The organism is Variovorax paradoxus NBRC 15149 (assembly GCF_001591365.1).
Taxonomy (GTDB): Bacteria; Pseudomonadota; Gammaproteobacteria; order Burkholderiales; family Burkholderiaceae_C; genus Variovorax; species Variovorax paradoxus.
The window spans coordinates 1,848,128-1,862,547 of the sequence record NZ_BCUT01000001.1; the positions used below are offsets into that span (position 1 = coordinate 1,848,128).

The following is a 14,420-nucleotide window of genomic DNA, read 5'->3' on the forward strand; positions in this document are numbered from 1 at the left end:
ACTCTCCTGGTCGAAAACTGAAAGGGAAAAAGAAAGAAAGCGAAAAAGGGGCCGCTCAGCGCACCGGCTTGAGCCGGCGGGAGGCCGCGGGCTTGGCCGCCGATGCCGCGGCTTCGGCGGGCGGCGCATCGGGCGTGGCGCTGCGCGCAAGGATGTTGTCGAAGCCGACGTTCGCGCGGCCGATGGAGCCCGGCACCTGCAGGAAGCGCGCTTCGTAGTGCAGCGCGAGGATCAGGCCGTGGATCTCGAAGGCCAGCTGCCGCTCGTCGGCATCGGCGCGCAGATGGCCTTCGCTCTTGGCCTGCACGATGGCGCGCAGCACGGCCGCCTGCCAGATGCTGACCGACTCCACCAGCGCATCGCGCACCGGGCCGGGACGGTCGTCGAATTCGGAAGCGCCGCTGATGTAGATGCAGCCCGAGTCGATCTCGGCCGAGGTGCGCTTCATCCAGTTGGCGAACATGGCGCGCAGGCGCGGCAGGCCGCGCGGCGCCTCGAGCGCGGGAAAAAACACTTCCTGCTCGAAACGTGCGTGATACTCGCGCACCACGGAAATCTGCAGTTCCTCGCGCGAGCCGAAATGGGCGAACACGCCCGACTTGCTCATCTTGGTGAGCTCGGCCACCGCGCCGATCGACAGGCCCTCGAGCCCGATCTGCGCCGCCAGCGCCAGCGCCGCGTCGACGATCACGGCCTTGGTCTGCTGGCCCTTCTGGGCAGCGCGGGCCGGTTTGGCGGGAACGGCATTGACAGGCATCGTGGAAGCTCCGGAATAAAACGAACGGTCGTTCTATTTTGCAGGGGCTTTGCACTTTTGGCTGTCAATGACCTTCCGTGGTTGAAGGTTAATGGGCGGGAAGCGGGGCCGCCATGCCCCGCCCTCCCCGGATCAGAACTCCTGCGAGACCGGCCGAAGCACCACCTCGTTGATGTCCACGTCCGCCGGCTGCTCCACGGCATAGACCACCGCGCGCGCCACCGAATCGGCGGGAATCTGGTTGGCCTCGTAGAACGCCTTCACGCCGGCCGCGCTCTCGGCGTCGGTGCTGCCGAACTTCAGCTCCGACTCCACCGCGCCGGGCGAGACGATGGTCACGCGCACGCCGCTGTTGCCCATTTCGACGCGCAGCCCTTCGGAGATCGCGCGCACCGCATGCTTGGTTGCGCTGTAGACCGTGCCGATCGGCGTGAACACCTTGAGCCCCGCGATCGACGCCACGTTGACGATGTGGCCGCTGCCTTGAGCCTGCATGCGCGGCAGCACCGCGGCAATGCCGTAGAGCACGCCCTTGATGTTGACGTCGATGGTGCGGTCCCACTCGTCGACCTTGAGCTTCTCGAGTGGCGACAACGGCATCACGCCCGCGTTGTTGACCAGCACGTCGATGCGGCCGAAGGCCTCGACGGTGGCGGCCGCGAGCTTGTCGAGATCGGCGCGCTTCGCCACGTCGGTGGCCACGGCGATGGCCTCGCCGCCGGCCTCGCGGATCTCGGCGACCACCTTGTCGAGCCGGTCGGTGCGGCGCGCCGCGAGCACCACCTTGGCGCCGCGCGCGGCCAGGTGGCGCGCGGTCGATTCGCCGAGCCCGCTGCTCGCGCCGGTGACGATGGCGACCTTGCCTTGGATGTTGTCTTGAACGGATGCCATGGGAATTCCTTTCGGGTGTGTGGAAGAAGAAGTGCATGCAGTGTGGAAAATCCATGCGTTCCCGTAAATGAAACTCTTGCGAGTTCACAATTCCTCAATCTGGAACACACCGCCTCTTGAAAGCACCACCATGGCCAACCGTCTTGAAGCCCTGCGCGTGTTCTGCACCGCCGCCGCTGCCGCCAACTTCCGCGAGGCCGCCGCGCGCCTGTCCGTCTCGCCGCAGGTCGTGACGCGCGCGGTTCGCGAGCTGGAAGAAGAACTGGGCGAGCCGCTGTTCCACCGCAGCACGCGCGGCGTGCAGCTCACCGACTTCGGCCGGCAGCTGGCCGAGCGTGCCCGCGTGGCGGTGGGCAGCGTCGACGAGCTGTTCCACCAGATCGACCGGCGCACGCTGTCGCAGCATGCGGGCACGGTGCGGGTCACGGCGCCGCACGTGTACGCCCGGCTCATCCCGCAGGCGCTGGCGCCGCTGCTGGCGGCGCACCCCGGGCTGGTGCTCGACCTGCGCCTGTCGGAGCAGCATGCCGACGTGGTCGACGAGCAGATCGACATCGGCGTGCGCGTGGGGCCGATGCGCGACGCGCGCTTCGTGGCACGCGCCGTCGGCAAGATGGCGCTGCATGTGGTGGCGGCGCCGGCGCTCATCGAAAGAGTGGGCCGCCCGCAGGGCCTCGATGCGCTTGCGGCGCTGCCGCTCACCGCGCTGATCGACCGCAGCTCGGGCCGCCCCTGGCCGTGGACCTTCAGCAGGCGGCGGGTGGTGACGGTGTCCTCGCCCGCCTTCGTGACCGACAGCATCGATGCCGAATGCGCCGCTGTGCTCGCGGGCGTGGGCTTCGGGCAACTGATCGGGCCGCTGGCCGAGCCGTGGCTGCGCACCGGCGCGATGCTGCCCGTGCTGGAGGCCGAGGCGCCCGAGCCCTGGCCGATCCACGTCTACCGCCCGCAGCGTGCGCCGGTGCCCGCGCGCGTGCGGCTGGTGTACGACGAACTGATCCGCGTGCTGCGTTGAAGACGCAGCGGGTCAGTCGTACTTCTGGCCGGTGCGCATCAGCTCCGGCGTGCCGATCACCTCGTTGAGCGCATCGAAGTCCAGCATCTGTGGCCGCCACGGCTGCGTGGTGCGGTGCCGGTGCAGGCTCGCGTAGTAGCCCTGCAGCGTGTGCACCACGGCGCGCGCCGTGCCGCCCGGAAAGATCGCGATGCGAAAGCCATGGGCCTGCAGCGCATCGGCGTCCTGGATCGGCGTCTTGCCGCCTTCGACCATGTTGGCCAGCAGCGGCACGCGGTCGCCGAAGCGCCGGCAGGCGGCGTCCATCTGCTCGGGCGAGCGCAGCGCCTCGATGAAGAGCGCATCGACGCCGCAGGCCAGGTACGCCTCGGCGCGATCGAGCGCGGCTTCCAGCCCTTCGACCGCCACCGCATCGGTGCGCGCGAGGATCAGCGTGTTGCTCGAGGTGCGCGCGTCGAGCGCGGCCTTGAGCTTGCCGACCATCTCGCGCTCGGGCACCACGGCCTTGCCGTCGAGGTGGCCGCAGCGCTTGGGAAAGGTCTGGTCCTCGATCTGCACCATCGCCGCGCCCGCACGCTCGAAGCCGCGCACGGTGCGCTGGGTGTTGAGCGCGTTGCCGAAGCCGGTGTCGGCATCGACGATCACGGGCAGGCGCACGCGTTCGGTGATGCGCGCGAGCGTGTCCTCCACCTCGGTGAAGGTGGTGAGGCCGATGTCGGAGCGGCCCAGGCGCGTGTAGGCGATGGAGGCGCCCGAGAGGTACAGCGCCTCGAAGCCGGCCTGCTCGGCCACCAGCGCGCTGAGCGCGTCGTACACGCCGGGCGCGAGCACGATGTCCTTGCGCGCGAGCCGGGTCTTGAAGGAGGGGTTCGTCATTGGGACGCTTTCGTCGATGGGATCAGTGCGGCCGCCGTGCGCGCCGCGATGTAGCCGCCGGCCACCGCGCTCAGCAGGCCGTTGCCGGAAAGATAGCCCCACACCGCATCGCCCGAGACGCCGCCCGCCGCGCCACCGGCGGCAAACAGGTTGGCGAAGGGCGTGCCGTCCTGCCGCAGCACGCGCATGTCGGGCGCGGTGTCGAGGCCACCCTGGGTGTGGAACAAGGCGCCCGTGACCTTGACTGCGAAGTACGGCGCCTGGAGTGCGCGTGCGAACACGCGGCCATCGGGCGGTGGCGTGCGGGCGCGCATGGCGTCGAGCGTGGCTTGCAGCACCGAAGGCTCGCAGCCGATGCAATCCGCCAGCGCAGCCACCGATTCGCAGCGGCGCAGCGCACCTGCCGCTTCGGCCTCGCAGAAGTCGGGAAAGCCCCGCGCCAGTGCAAGCAGCGGCGCATCGAACACGTTCCACGCAATGCCGCCCGGCTGCGCGAGCACATGCACGGCGGCTTCCGAGTAGCCCTCAGTCTCGTCGTGGAAGCGCCGGCCTTCGCGGTTGAGCTGCACGCCGCCTTCCATCATCACGGCCCACGACATCAGCGCGCCCTGCGGCGTGACCCACGAGCCATGGCCCTGGTAGCCGCCCAGGTCGCGCAGGCGTGCGCCCAGCGCTTCGCCCCAGAGGATCGCGCTGCCGTCGTTGCCGGCGTGGCCGCCGAAGCTGGCTTCGGCCATCTCGGGCAGCAGCGTGCGCACCATCTCCGGATTGCCGCCGAAACCGTTGCAGGCGAGCAGCAGCGCGTCGCAGGCCAGCGTTTCGCGGCTGCCATCGGGGCGCGAGTAGTCGACGCCGATCACGCGGTCTTCGGCGTCGAGCACCAGCGTGTCGACCAGCGCCTGTGTCAGCACCGGAATGCCCGCTGCCGCTGCGGCCGCCTGCAGCGCCGCCATCAGCGACGCGCCGGTCTTCTGCGGCAGCGAATGCATGCGATGCACGCTGTGGCCCGGATAGAGAAAGCCGTCGAGCAGCATCCACCGCAGCCCATGCCGCTCCTGCAGCGCATCGAGCGCCGGTCCGATGGAAGCTGCATAGGCATCGACCAGCGCAGGCGCCGCTTGGCCGTGCGCCTTGGCCTGGATGTCGGCGGCAAAGCGCTCGGCACTGTCGCCCAGGACGCCATGCGCCCGCTGCGTGCGCGTGCCGGGCGCGGGGATGAAGCCCGAGGACAGCGCAGTCGAGCCGCTCGGCAGCGCGTCGCGCTCGAGCACCACGCAGTCCACGCCCGCATCGGCCAGCATCAGCGCGGCCGTGAGCCCGCAGGCGCCGCCGCCGACGATGGCCACCGGCACGTGCACATCGGCCTCGACCTGCGCCGCGCGGCGGATGTGGCGCGAAGGGCCTGCCGTCATGCGAGCGAAGCGGTGAAGGCCGCGCAGTCGGTCACCTCGGCCACGTTGCGCATGTCGGCCAGCGAGGTCTGGTGGCGCTCCTCGCCGAAGGCCGCGCAGCCGTCGGCCAGCACCAGCGTGCGGTAGTCGCGCATGTGGGCATCGCGCACCGTGCTGGCCACGCCGCCGTTGGTCACGATGCCGCACACGGCCACGGTGTCGATGCCCGCGCGGCGCAGCACCCAGTCGAGCTGGGTGTTGAAGAAGGCCGAATAGGCAACCTTGCTGACCGCCACGTCGACCAGCCCGGCCAGCGCATCGACGTTGGCCTGGCCCCAGCTGCCGGGCGCGAAGTCGCCCTTCTTCAGGTAGGGGCGCAGCGCCTTCAGGTGCGGCGACACCATCGGCTCGCCGGCCGCGTCGGGCCACAGCGTGAACTGGCTGGCGACCACGAGGCCGCCCGCGGCCTTGAGCGCGCGCGCCACCGCGGCCACGCGCGCCGGCAGCAGCAGCGCGGGCGGGTTGGTGTCGCCGCCGCGCGCATAGGCGCCCTTGGCGTCGAGAAAGTCGTTCTGCAGGTCGACGATGAGCAGCGCCGTCTTCGCCGCAACAGGTTTCGTTTCCGCGCTCATGACAGCCTCACCAGCAGGTTGCCGTGCGCGTCGACCTCGGCGTGGAAGCCGGGTTCGAGCCACACGGTGGTGTCGGCCTGCTCGAGGATCGCAGGCCCTTCGATGCGCGCGGCCACCGGCAGTTCGAGCCGTGCATGGCGCGCGGCCTCGTGCCACCGGCCGTGGTGGAACACGCGCTGCGTGCCCAGCGGCGCGGTGCTGCCCTGCCCTTCGGGCGCGAGCACCTTCAGGTCGAACTTGGGCCGCACGCCGATGCGCGCATAGCGCAGGTTCATCACGCGGATGGGGATGCCGTCGAGCACGCGGCCGAAGGCGGCCGTGTAGGCGGCCTCGAACGCGGTGCGGATCGACGCGGCCGTGACCGGCGCCTGGCCCGCATCGGCCAGCACCACGGGCAGCGTGTGCGTCTGGCCCGCATAGAGCATGTCGAGCGCGACCACCTCGCGCACTTCGTCGAAGCGCACGCCCGAGGAGTCGAGGCGCTGCTGGCAGGCCGCCGAGAGTTCGTCGATGCGGCGCTGCAGGTCGGCCACGTCGAGTTCGGCGAGCGGCCTGTTGAGGGTCTGCACCGCGTCGTGCCGCATGTCGGCGATCACGCAGCCAAGGGCGGAGGTCACGCCGGGATAGCGCGGCACGATGCCGGTGGCCACGCCCACCTCGCGCATCATCGCGCACACATGCAGCGCACCGCCGCCGCCGAAGGGCATGTAGGCAAAGCGGCGCGGATCGTGCCCGCGCTCGATCGACACGAGGCGAATGGCGCCCGCCATGCGTGCATTGGCTACCGTGAGAATGGCTTCCGCAGCCGCATGCACGTCGAGCCCGAGCGGGCGTGCAACGTGCTCTTCGATGGCCTGCTGCGACTTCTCTGCGTCCAACGCCGCAAGCAGCCCGCCGCCCAGCGGCCGGTCGGCGGCGATGCGGCCCAGCAGCACGTTCGCATCGGTCACGGTCGGCCTCATGTTGCCGCGCCCGTAGCACGCCGGTCCCGGCACACTGCCGGCCGACTCCGGGCCGACCTGCAGCATGCCGCTCGCATCCACGGAAGCGATGGAGCCGCCGCCGGCGCCGATGGTCTCGATCTGGATCATCGGCGAGCGGATCACCATGCCGAACTCGATGGCGGTCTGCGCCGCCAGCGCGGCCTCGCCGTTGGCCACCAGCGACACGTCGAACGAGGTGCCGCCCATGTCGCCGGTGATCACGTTCGGGAAACCCGCCGCGCGCGCGATGGCCGCGCAGGCGATCACGCCGGCCGCCGGGCCCGAGAGCGCGGTGCGCACGGGCAGGTCGCTCGCGGTCTGGCGCGACATCACGCCGCCGTTGCTCTGCACCACCAGCAGTTCGCCCGCGAAGCCCTGCGCGCGCAGGTCGGCTTCGAGGCGGCCGAGGTAGCTGCCGACCACCGGCTGCAGCGCCGCATTGAGCGTGGCGGTCGAGCAGCGTTCGAACTCGCGGATCTCGGGCAGCACCTCGCTGGCCGAGGTGACGTGCGGGTTGGGCCAGAGTTCGCGCACGGCCGCCACAGCAAGCCGTTCGTTCTCGGGGTTGGCGTAGGTGTTGATGAAGAACACGCACACCGCTTCGCAGCCCGCTTCGAGCAGCGAGTGCGCCTCGGCGCGCACCTGGTCGAGGTCGACCGGCGTGTGCAGCGTGCCGTCGGCCAGCACGCGCTCGTCGACTTCGCGGCGCAGGTGACGCGGCACCACGGGCACGAAACTGCCGCGCAGGCCCCAGGTCTCGGGCCGGTCGCGGCGGCGCATCTCGAGCACGTCACGGAAACCGCGCGTGGTGATGATGCCGGTGCGCGCCACCTTGCGTTCGAGCAGCGCATTGGTGCCGACCGTGGTGCCGTGCACGATGGTGGCAATGGCCGCGGCCGAATCGGCCACGCGCGCCACGCCGTTCATGAAGCCGCGCGCTTCCTCGCCGCGCGTGGAGGGCACCTTGACGATGCGCGCGCTGCCGTTGGCCTCGTCGAGCACGAACAGGTCGGTGAAGGTGCCGCCGACATCGACACCGACGACAAGGGATTTGCTTGTGGAGCTCATTCGGATGCTTTCTTGCCGCTAGCGGCGGTGACGTAGCCCATCGCGGCATCGGCTTCGCGCTGCGAAGCGGGGCGCTCGGCGGCACGGCCCCAGCCGCCGCCGCCGGGCGTTTCGAGCCGCACGCGCTCACCGCGCGCAAGCTGGATGCCGCGCATCTTCGACACCATGGGCGGCGTGTGCCACTCGCCCGCGTTCTCGTAGCGGAACACGTTGAGGGCGCCCGGGCCGCCGCCCGCAATGCCCTTGGGCGGCGAGGTGCCGCGCTCGCCGAAGACGAACACCTCGGCGTCCTTCTCGAGCAGTTCGATCTCGTAGACGGCGCCGAGGCCACCGCGGTGCCGGCCGTCGCCGCCCGAATCGGCGCGCAGCGACCACTCGGTGAAGCGCACGGGGTATGCGGCCTCGAGGATTTCGAGTGGTGGGATCGTCGCGGTCGAGATCGGCGCGTTGCCGTGCGACAGGCCGTCGCCGCCCGAATGGCCGCCATGCCCGCCGCCGAAGAAGCTGAACATCACCCAGCGCTGGCCTTCGCGGCCCTTGTCGCTGCGGTGGCCCGCAATCGACAGCGCGTTGATGGTGCCGTAGGCCTGCGCCACGGCGCGCGTGGGGTCGGCCTGCGCGGCGGCGCTGAAGATCACGTCGATCATGCGCAGGATGGTCTCGGTGTAGCCGCCCACCGGGCGCGGGCGCTCGGCGCTGATCACCAGCTTGTCGGGAATCACGAAGTCGACCGCGTCGAGCACGCCGGCGTTCGCGGGCACGTCGGGGAACAGGTGCTTGAGCGCGACGTAGCAGGCCGCGACCGCCGTGGCGCGCGAGATGTTCACCGGGCCGGCGCATTGCGGCGAGGTGCGCGAGAAGTCGAGCGAGAGCCGGTCGCCGGCCACCGTCATGTCGAGCGCGATGGTGAGCGGCTGGTTGACGATGCCGTCGTTGTCGAGCACGTCCTCGAAGCTGTAGCGGCCGTCGGGCAGCGAGGCGATGTGCGCGCGCATGAGGCGCAGCGCACGGCTGCGCAGCTCGCCGAGTGCATTCAGCACCAGGCCGTCGCCGTATTCGTCGAGCAGGCCGTGCAGGCGCTTGGCGCCGAGCTCCAGCGCGGCGAGCTGGCCGTTGAGGTCGCCCCAGAGACTGTCGGGCAGGCGCGTGTTGGCCTGCAGGATGGCGAGCACGTCGGCATCGAGCACGCCGCCCTGCACGATGCGCACCGGCGGAATCTGCACCGCCTCCTGCCAGCATTCGGTGGCGGCCGGGTTGTAGTTGCCGGGCACCGCGCCGCCCACGTCGTGCCAGTGCGCGGCCGAGGCCATGTAGCAATACAGCTTGCCGTTGCGGAAGAAGGGCTTGACCAGCTTGAAGTCGTTGGCGTGCGTGCCGCCGTCGTAGGCGTCGTTGCTGATCCAGATGTCGCCGTCCTTCATGCCGCCGCGCGGCGCGGCCGCCTTCGCCGTGGCGCGCACCGCGAAGGCCATGGCGCCCACGAACACAGGCAGGCCCGACTTGCCCTGCACCAGCGTGTCGCCGGTGGTGGCGTCGTAGAGGCCGTGGCAGGCGTCGTGCGCCTCGGCAATGATGGGATTGAACGCGCTGCGGTAGAGCGTGGCGTCCATCTCGTCGGCCACCTGTTCGAGGCGGCCGCGCAGCACGGCGAGCGTGACGGGGTCGAGGGTGTCGTTCATGTTCAGTCCACTTTCGCGCCACTGGTCCTGACGACCTTGGCCCATTTGTCGATCTCGCGCTTCACGTGCGCGGTGAATTCGGCCTGGGTGGAGCCCACGGGCTCGGCGCCCAGCGCCGTCAGCTTCTCGCGCACGTCGGGCAGCTTCAGGATGCGCTGCACCTCGGCCGAGAGCTTGTCCACCACGGGCTGCGGCGTGCCCCTGGGCGCGAACAGCCCCGACCATGCATCGGCGTAGAAGCCCGGGTAGGTCTCGGCGATGGTCGGCAAGCCGGGCAGCGAGGGCGCGCGGTGCAGGCTGGTGAGCGCGATGGCGCGCAGCTTGCCGGCCTTGACGTGCGGCAGTGCCGAGGGCAGGCCGTCGACCATCATCTGCACCTGCCCCGCGAGCAGGTCGGACACCGCCGGCGCGCTGCCCTTGTAGGGCACGTGCGTGATGTCGACGCCGGCCTCGGACTTGAGCATTTCCATGCCCAGGTGCGCGGCCGTGCCGTTGCCGAGCGAGGCGTAGTTGAGCTTGCCGGGCTCCTTCTTCGCGAGCGCCACGAGCTCGGCCAGGTTCTTCGCCGGCACCGAGGGGTGCACCACCAGCACGTTGGGCACCACCGCCACCTGGCTGATGGCGACGAAGTCGGCCACCGGGTCGTAGGGCATCCTGCTGTAGAGCGAGGTGTTGATCGCATGCGAGCCGGTCACGCCCATCACCAGCGTGTAGCCGTCGGCCGGCGCCTTGGCGACGAGGTCGGAGCCGACGTTGCCGCCCGCGCCCGCGCGGTTGTCGACCACCACCGGCTGGCCCCAGTGCTCGCCCATCTTCACGGCGACCAGCCGCGCCGCCGCATCGGTGGCGCCGCCCGGCGGGAACGGCACGACGATGCGGATCGGCTTGTCCGGAAAGCCGTTCGCCTGTGCGGCGGCGGCGAGCGGCAGGCAGGCAAGGAGCAATGTGCTCGCAAGATGGCGCAGGAGTTTCATGGTGGTGGGCCTGTGAGGAATGAAGGATTCAGGCGGCAAGCTGCTGCCACAGCGCACGAAGACGGGTACCGGCGGGCGCATCCAGCACGCCGTCGCAGAAGCGCGCGGCCTGCGGGGCCGGCACGCTGTGCGCGGCGTAGTGCGCGAACTTGGCGGCGAGCGCCGCGCGGTCGAGCGGATGGGCGGCATCGCCCGCGATGGTGCCGACGGTCTGCGCGAGCGTGCCGCCCGCGTGCGACACCTGGAGCGTGGCGCCGCGCTGCTTGCGCGCCGTGAGGCCGGCATCGGTTTCGAGCACGACCAGGGCTTCGAGCCGCCGCAGCTCGGCATCGTCGAAGCGCGGCGCGGCATAGGCCGAGGGATCGACATCGCCGAAGCGCAGCATCGCCGCGACGCCGAAGGAGAGGCTGAACTGCGCCTGGATCGGCGTGCGCGGCGCGCGGTTGCCGCAGTAGACGATGGCCTCTTCGTATATCTTGAGCACGATGCCCTGGATGCCGGTGGTGTCCTGGGCCAGCTGCTCGCGGATGCGGCACGCGGCGGTCGCGCCGTAGTGCACGTGGCGCACGGCCGCGAAGGGCTTGAGGTAGGCATCGCGCAGCAGCAGGGTCGCCGCATCGGGCAGCGGCTGCGCGGTGGCGGCCGAATGCGCGTGCGCGTAGTGAGCCAGCGCACCGTCCGGCGCATCGATGCCCGCCGCGCTGGCAAAGGCCGCCTGCAGCCCCAGCGATGCGCTGTGGCCGAGGTAGGTATTGCGCGCGGTGCGGCCCTGCTGCACCGGCAGGTAGAGGCTGGTCGCGAGCTGGCAGGCCGCGATGTCGATGGCCTGCACGATGCCCGCCAGCGGCAGCGCGAGCAGGCGCGCCACGCCGGCCGCCACGCCCAGCGCGGGCCAGTTCGCATCGACATGCATGCCCGGCCGGATGCGCAGCCAGGCGCCGCAGCGCGCGCCGACCTCATAGCCGAGCACGAAGGCATCGATGAACTCGCCAAGGCTGGCGCCGCGCCGCAGTGCGAGCGGCAGCAGCGCCGCCACCAGCGGCACGCCGGGCCGGCCGTGCGCGAGAGCATGGCCTTCGCAGGCCTCGTCCCAGGTCGCGGCCATGGCCAGCACCTGCGCGGCGGCCTGCACCGCCATCGGCGGGCCGCCGGGAAAAGAAAAGTCGCCGGGTTCGCAGGCTGCGAGCGCGGCTTCGAGGCGCTGCACCTCGCTCGCATGCCGGCCCGCGAGCGCGCAGCAGACGGTATCGGCCAGCAGGCGCCGCGCCTGCGATGCGGCCTCGGCGGTGGCCGGCTGCGCCGCGTGCAGCGCCACCGTGGCTTGCAGCACGGCGCGTTGCGGATCGTGTTCAGCGCCCTGCATCGGCTTCTTTCTTGGCGGCGATGCGCCGGCGCAGCAGCTGCAGCAGGCCGCCGGCATCGACCATGTCCATCAGGAAGCCTGGCACGGGCTCGCAGGCAAGCGTGCGCGCATCAGCGGTGCGCACGGCGGGCGTGCGGGTGTCGAGCACGATGCGTTCGCCGTCCTGCAGCGACTCGGCTTCGGCGCAGGTCAGGAGCAGCAGGCCCACGTTGAAGGCATTGCGGAAATACAGGCCGCTGTACGAAGGCGCGATCACCGCGGCCACGCCCAGCTGCACGAGCACGGCCGCGGCCTGCTCACGCGACGAGCCGATGCCGAAGTTCGGCCCGGCCACGATCACGTCGCCGGGGCGCACGCCGCGCGCGAAATCGGGGCGGACGGCTTCGAGGCAATGCTTTGCGATCACGTCGATGCCGTGCTTCATCGCATGGCCGGGCGCGAGCGCATCGGTGTCGATGTCGGCGCCCAGGCGCCACACCCGGTGCAGGGTTTCCGCAGTCATGCGAGCACCTCGCGCGGGTCGGTCACGCAGCCGCGCAGTGCGGCCGCCGCCACCGTGTAGGGCGAGCCCAGGTACACCTGCGCGGTCGGCGAGCCCATGCGGCCCTTGAAGTTGCGTGCCGTGGTCGAGATCACCGTGATGCCGTCGCCCATCGGATCGCCGTAGCCCGAGCAGGCGCCGCAGGCGGTCGGGAAGAGTTCGGCGCCGGCGTCCATCAGCACCTGCAGCACGCCCTCTTCGCGCGCCTGCTCCTGGTCGTGCAGGCTGGCCGGCGCCACGATCAGGCGGATGCCCGCCGCCACCTTGTGGCCGCGCAGCACCTGGGCCGCGGCGCGCAGGTCGTCGAGCTTGGCGCCGGTGCAGGCGCCGATGTAGGCCACGTCGACATGCGTGCCCAGGTAGCGGCTCACGCCGTGCGCGTTGGCCGGGCTGTGCGGCGCGGCGACGTAGGGCTCGAGCGCGGCGGCATCGAAGCGGTGGTGCGTGAGCGCGGCGCCTTCGTCGGTGAACCACGGCGCCATGTCGACCGGCGGGGCACCGGCTTGTGCGAGGAATGCGGCGGTGGTGGCATCGGGCGCGATCAGGCCGGCCTGCGCGCCCAGCTCGGCGCTCATGTTGGAGAGCGTCATGCGCTCCTGCATCGACAGCGCGGCGACGGCCGGGCCCGCGAACTCCACCGCCTGGTAGCGCCCGCCGTTCATGCCGAAGCGGCCGATCATGTGCAGCATCATGTCCTTGGCGGTCACGCCGGCGGGCAGCGCGCCGTCCCACCACATGCGGATGGTCTCCGGCACGCGCAGCCAGATCTCGCCGGTGACCATCACGCCCAGCATCTCGGTGCTGCCGATGCCGAACATGTAGGCGCCGAATGCGCCGCCCGTGGGCGAATGAGAATCGCCGCCCACGCACAGCATGCCGGGGCGGATGTGGCCGTGCTGCGGCACCACCACGTGGCAGATGCCCTGGCTGTCGTACACGTGCGGCAGCTGCTGGTCGCGCGCCCAGTCGCGCGCAATGCGCACGATGCGGCGCGAATCGTCGTCGCGCTCGGGCACGTAGTGGTCCATCACGAGCACCACGCGCGAGCGGTCCCAGATCTGCGCGCCGAGCTCCTCGAGCATCGGCTGCAGCCGGCGCGGACCGGAGGAGTCGTGGAACATGGCCATGTCGACGCCGCAGGTCACGATCTCGCCCACCGCCACCTGCGCGCGGCCGCTGGCGCGCGCGATGAGCTTCTGCGCCAGCGTCTGTTGGGCCGGCGCGCGGTCTGGAGCGTTGGAGGTCATTCCGGCTTGGCTCCCGAGAACTTGACGACCTTGGCCCAGCGCGTGATCTCGCTCTGCACGAAGGCGGAGAACTGTTCGGACGAGTTGCCCACCGGTATCGCGCCCTCGGTTTCGAGCCGCTGGCGCATGTCGGCCTGCTGCAGTGCATGGCGTGCGGCATCGCCGACCTGCTTCACGCGCTCCGCCGGCATGCGGGCCGGGCCGAAGAGGCCGAACCATGCGCTCGACTCGTAGCCCGGCAGCGCCTCGGCAATGGCGGGCACGTCGGGAAAGGCCGGCAACCGCCTGGCCGTGGTCACGCCCAGCGCCCTGAGCTTGCCGGCCTGGATGTGCGCCTTGACGTTGCCCACGGCCGCGAACATCAGCTGCACCTGGCCGGCGAGCACGTCCTGCACGGCGGGCGAGGTGCCCTTGTAGGGGATGTTCACGATGTCGACGCCCGACTGCATCTTGAAGGCCTCGCCCGCCATGTGCAGCGACGAGCCCACCGCGCCGATCGCGAAGTTGAGCTGGCCCGGCTTCGCCTTGGCGAGCGCAATGAGTTCGCGCACGTCCTTCGCGGGCACCGACGGATGCGCGACGAGGATCGAGGGCGAGGTCGCCACGCAGGTGAGCGCGGTGAAGTCCTTCACCGGGTCGAAGGGCAGCGCCGGATAGAGCGTGGCATTGATCGCATGGCTGGTGAAGCTCATCAGCAGCGTGTTGCCGTCGGGCGCGGCCTTGGCCACGGCATCGGCCGCGATATTGCCGCCCGCGCCGGGCCGGTTCTCGACGATCACGGTGCGCCCGAGCGCCGGGCCCATGCTCACGGCCAGCGAACGGGCCAGCGTGTCGGTCGAGCCGCCCGCGGGCGCACCGACGAGGATGCGCACCGGCGCATTGCCGATCTGCGCGAACGCGCTGCCGGCAAATGCGGCAGCCAGTGGAAGAAGAAGGGTGTCGCGTCTCTTCATGTGTCTTGTCTCCGAGGAAATCGGGGGTATCTCAATGTGATGTGCGGGCT

General features: G+C 70.8%; 13 protein-coding genes. 1 reads left to right on the forward strand and 12 read right to left on the reverse strand.

What is annotated here, in order from left to right; all coding sequences use genetic code 11:
- Nucleotides 1-55: 55 nt before the first annotated feature.
- Entirely contained in the window at nucleotides 56-757 is a 702-nt protein-coding gene (locus VPA02S_RS08740) for a TetR/AcrR family transcriptional regulator (RefSeq protein ID WP_062363311.1), read from the reverse strand.
- Nucleotides 758-889: 132 nt separating this feature from the next.
- Nucleotides 890-1,648: an SDR family oxidoreductase gene (locus VPA02S_RS08745; protein WP_062363314.1), complete on the reverse strand. Its 759-nt coding sequence runs from the start codon at nucleotides 1,646-1,648 to the stop codon at nucleotides 890-892.
- 130 nt (nucleotides 1,649-1,778) lie between these two features.
- Here VPA02S_RS08745 and VPA02S_RS08750 point away from each other — a divergent pair, with 130 nt between their 5' ends.
- Nucleotides 1,779-2,663: a LysR family transcriptional regulator gene (locus VPA02S_RS08750; RefSeq protein ID WP_062363317.1), complete on the forward strand. Its 885-nt coding sequence runs from the start codon at nucleotides 1,779-1,781 to the stop codon at nucleotides 2,661-2,663.
- Between the two features lie 12 nt (nucleotides 2,664-2,675).
- Here the strand turns inward: VPA02S_RS08750 and VPA02S_RS08755 are convergent, their stop codons facing one another.
- From VPA02S_RS08755 to VPA02S_RS08800, 10 genes are read right to left on the reverse strand one after another with little or no spacing between them, the layout of a single operon-like run.
- The gene (locus VPA02S_RS08755) at nucleotides 2,676-3,539 is read right to left on the reverse strand and encodes an isocitrate lyase/PEP mutase family protein (protein ID WP_062363319.1); all 864 of its coding nucleotides are present in this window, start codon (nucleotides 3,537-3,539) and stop codon (nucleotides 2,676-2,678) included.
- Nucleotides 3,536-4,951: an FAD-dependent oxidoreductase gene (locus tag VPA02S_RS08760; protein WP_062363322.1), complete on the reverse strand. Its 1,416-nt coding sequence runs from the start codon at nucleotides 4,949-4,951 to the stop codon at nucleotides 3,536-3,538. The genes VPA02S_RS08755 and VPA02S_RS08760 overlap by 4 nt, the downstream gene beginning before the upstream one ends.
- Entirely contained in the window at nucleotides 4,948-5,562 is a 615-nt protein-coding gene (locus VPA02S_RS08765; protein WP_062363325.1) for a cysteine hydrolase family protein, read from the reverse strand. The genes VPA02S_RS08760 and VPA02S_RS08765 overlap by 4 nt, the downstream gene beginning before the upstream one ends.
- Complete coding sequence (locus VPA02S_RS08770) at nucleotides 5,559-7,613, reverse strand: hydantoinase/oxoprolinase family protein (RefSeq protein ID WP_062363327.1); 2,055 nt, start codon at nucleotides 7,611-7,613, stop codon at nucleotides 5,559-5,561. The genes VPA02S_RS08765 and VPA02S_RS08770 overlap by 4 nt, the downstream gene beginning before the upstream one ends.
- Nucleotides 7,610-9,292: a hydantoinase B/oxoprolinase family protein gene (locus tag VPA02S_RS08775; RefSeq protein ID WP_062363330.1), complete on the reverse strand. Its 1,683-nt coding sequence runs from the start codon at nucleotides 9,290-9,292 to the stop codon at nucleotides 7,610-7,612. The genes VPA02S_RS08770 and VPA02S_RS08775 overlap by 4 nt, the downstream gene beginning before the upstream one ends.
- 2 nt (nucleotides 9,293-9,294) lie before the next feature.
- The gene (locus VPA02S_RS08780; RefSeq protein WP_062363333.1) at nucleotides 9,295-10,266 is read right to left on the reverse strand and encodes a tripartite tricarboxylate transporter substrate binding protein; all 972 of its coding nucleotides are present in this window, start codon (nucleotides 10,264-10,266) and stop codon (nucleotides 9,295-9,297) included.
- 28 nt (nucleotides 10,267-10,294) lie between these two features.
- Complete coding sequence (locus tag VPA02S_RS08785) at nucleotides 10,295-11,629, reverse strand: MmgE/PrpD family protein (RefSeq protein ID WP_062363336.1); 1,335 nt, start codon at nucleotides 11,627-11,629, stop codon at nucleotides 10,295-10,297.
- Nucleotides 11,616-12,131, reverse strand: a complete 516-nt coding sequence (locus tag VPA02S_RS08790) for a LeuD/DmdB family oxidoreductase small subunit (protein WP_062363338.1) — start codon at nucleotides 12,129-12,131, stop codon at nucleotides 11,616-11,618. The genes VPA02S_RS08785 and VPA02S_RS08790 overlap by 14 nt, the downstream gene beginning before the upstream one ends.
- Nucleotides 12,128-13,417, reverse strand: coding sequence for a 3-isopropylmalate dehydratase large subunit (locus VPA02S_RS08795; protein ID WP_062363342.1), 1,290 nt, complete (start codon nucleotides 13,415-13,417; stop codon nucleotides 12,128-12,130). Before VPA02S_RS08795 ends, VPA02S_RS08790 begins: the two co-directional genes overlap by 4 nt.
- Nucleotides 13,414-14,370 carry a tripartite tricarboxylate transporter substrate binding protein gene (locus VPA02S_RS08800; protein WP_062363345.1) on the reverse strand — a complete coding sequence of 319 codons (957 nt, stop codon included), beginning with the start codon at nucleotides 14,368-14,370 and terminating at the stop codon, nucleotides 13,414-13,416. Before VPA02S_RS08800 ends, VPA02S_RS08795 begins: the two co-directional genes overlap by 4 nt.
- Nucleotides 14,371-14,420 lie beyond the last annotated feature (50 nt).

Excerpts from the sequence above, each read along its gene's own strand:
- VPA02S_RS08740 (WP_062363311.1), bottom strand. The coding sequence starts at position 757 with ATGCCTGTCAATGCCGTTCCCGCCAAACCGGCCCGCGCTGCCCAGAAG.
- VPA02S_RS08745 (WP_062363314.1), bottom strand. The coding sequence starts at position 1,648 with ATGGCATCCGTTCAAGACAACATCCAAGGCAAGGTCGCCATCGTCACC.
- VPA02S_RS08750 (WP_062363317.1), top strand. The coding sequence starts at position 1,779 with ATGGCCAACCGTCTTGAAGCCCTGCGCGTGTTCTGCACCGCCGCCGCT.
- VPA02S_RS08755 (WP_062363319.1), bottom strand. The coding sequence starts at position 3,539 with ATGACGAACCCCTCCTTCAAGACCCGGCTCGCGCGCAAGGACATCGTG.
- VPA02S_RS08760 (WP_062363322.1), bottom strand. The coding sequence starts at position 4,951 with ATGACGGCAGGCCCTTCGCGCCACATCCGCCGCGCGGCGCAGGTCGAG.
- VPA02S_RS08765 (WP_062363325.1), bottom strand. The coding sequence starts at position 5,562 with ATGAGCGCGGAAACGAAACCTGTTGCGGCGAAGACGGCGCTGCTCATC.
- VPA02S_RS08770 (WP_062363327.1), bottom strand. The coding sequence starts at position 7,613 with ATGAGCTCCACAAGCAAATCCCTTGTCGTCGGTGTCGATGTCGGCGGC.
- VPA02S_RS08775 (WP_062363330.1), bottom strand. The coding sequence starts at position 9,292 with ATGAACGACACCCTCGACCCCGTCACGCTCGCCGTGCTGCGCGGCCGC.
- VPA02S_RS08780 (WP_062363333.1), bottom strand. The coding sequence starts at position 10,266 with ATGAAACTCCTGCGCCATCTTGCGAGCACATTGCTCCTTGCCTGCCTG.
- VPA02S_RS08785 (WP_062363336.1), bottom strand. The coding sequence starts at position 11,629 with ATGCAGGGCGCTGAACACGATCCGCAACGCGCCGTGCTGCAAGCCACG.
- VPA02S_RS08790 (WP_062363338.1), bottom strand. The coding sequence starts at position 12,131 with ATGACTGCGGAAACCCTGCACCGGGTGTGGCGCCTGGGCGCCGACATC.
- VPA02S_RS08795 (WP_062363342.1), bottom strand. The coding sequence starts at position 13,417 with ATGACCTCCAACGCTCCAGACCGCGCGCCGGCCCAACAGACGCTGGCG.
- VPA02S_RS08800 (WP_062363345.1), bottom strand. The coding sequence starts at position 14,370 with ATGAAGAGACGCGACACCCTTCTTCTTCCACTGGCTGCCGCATTTGCC.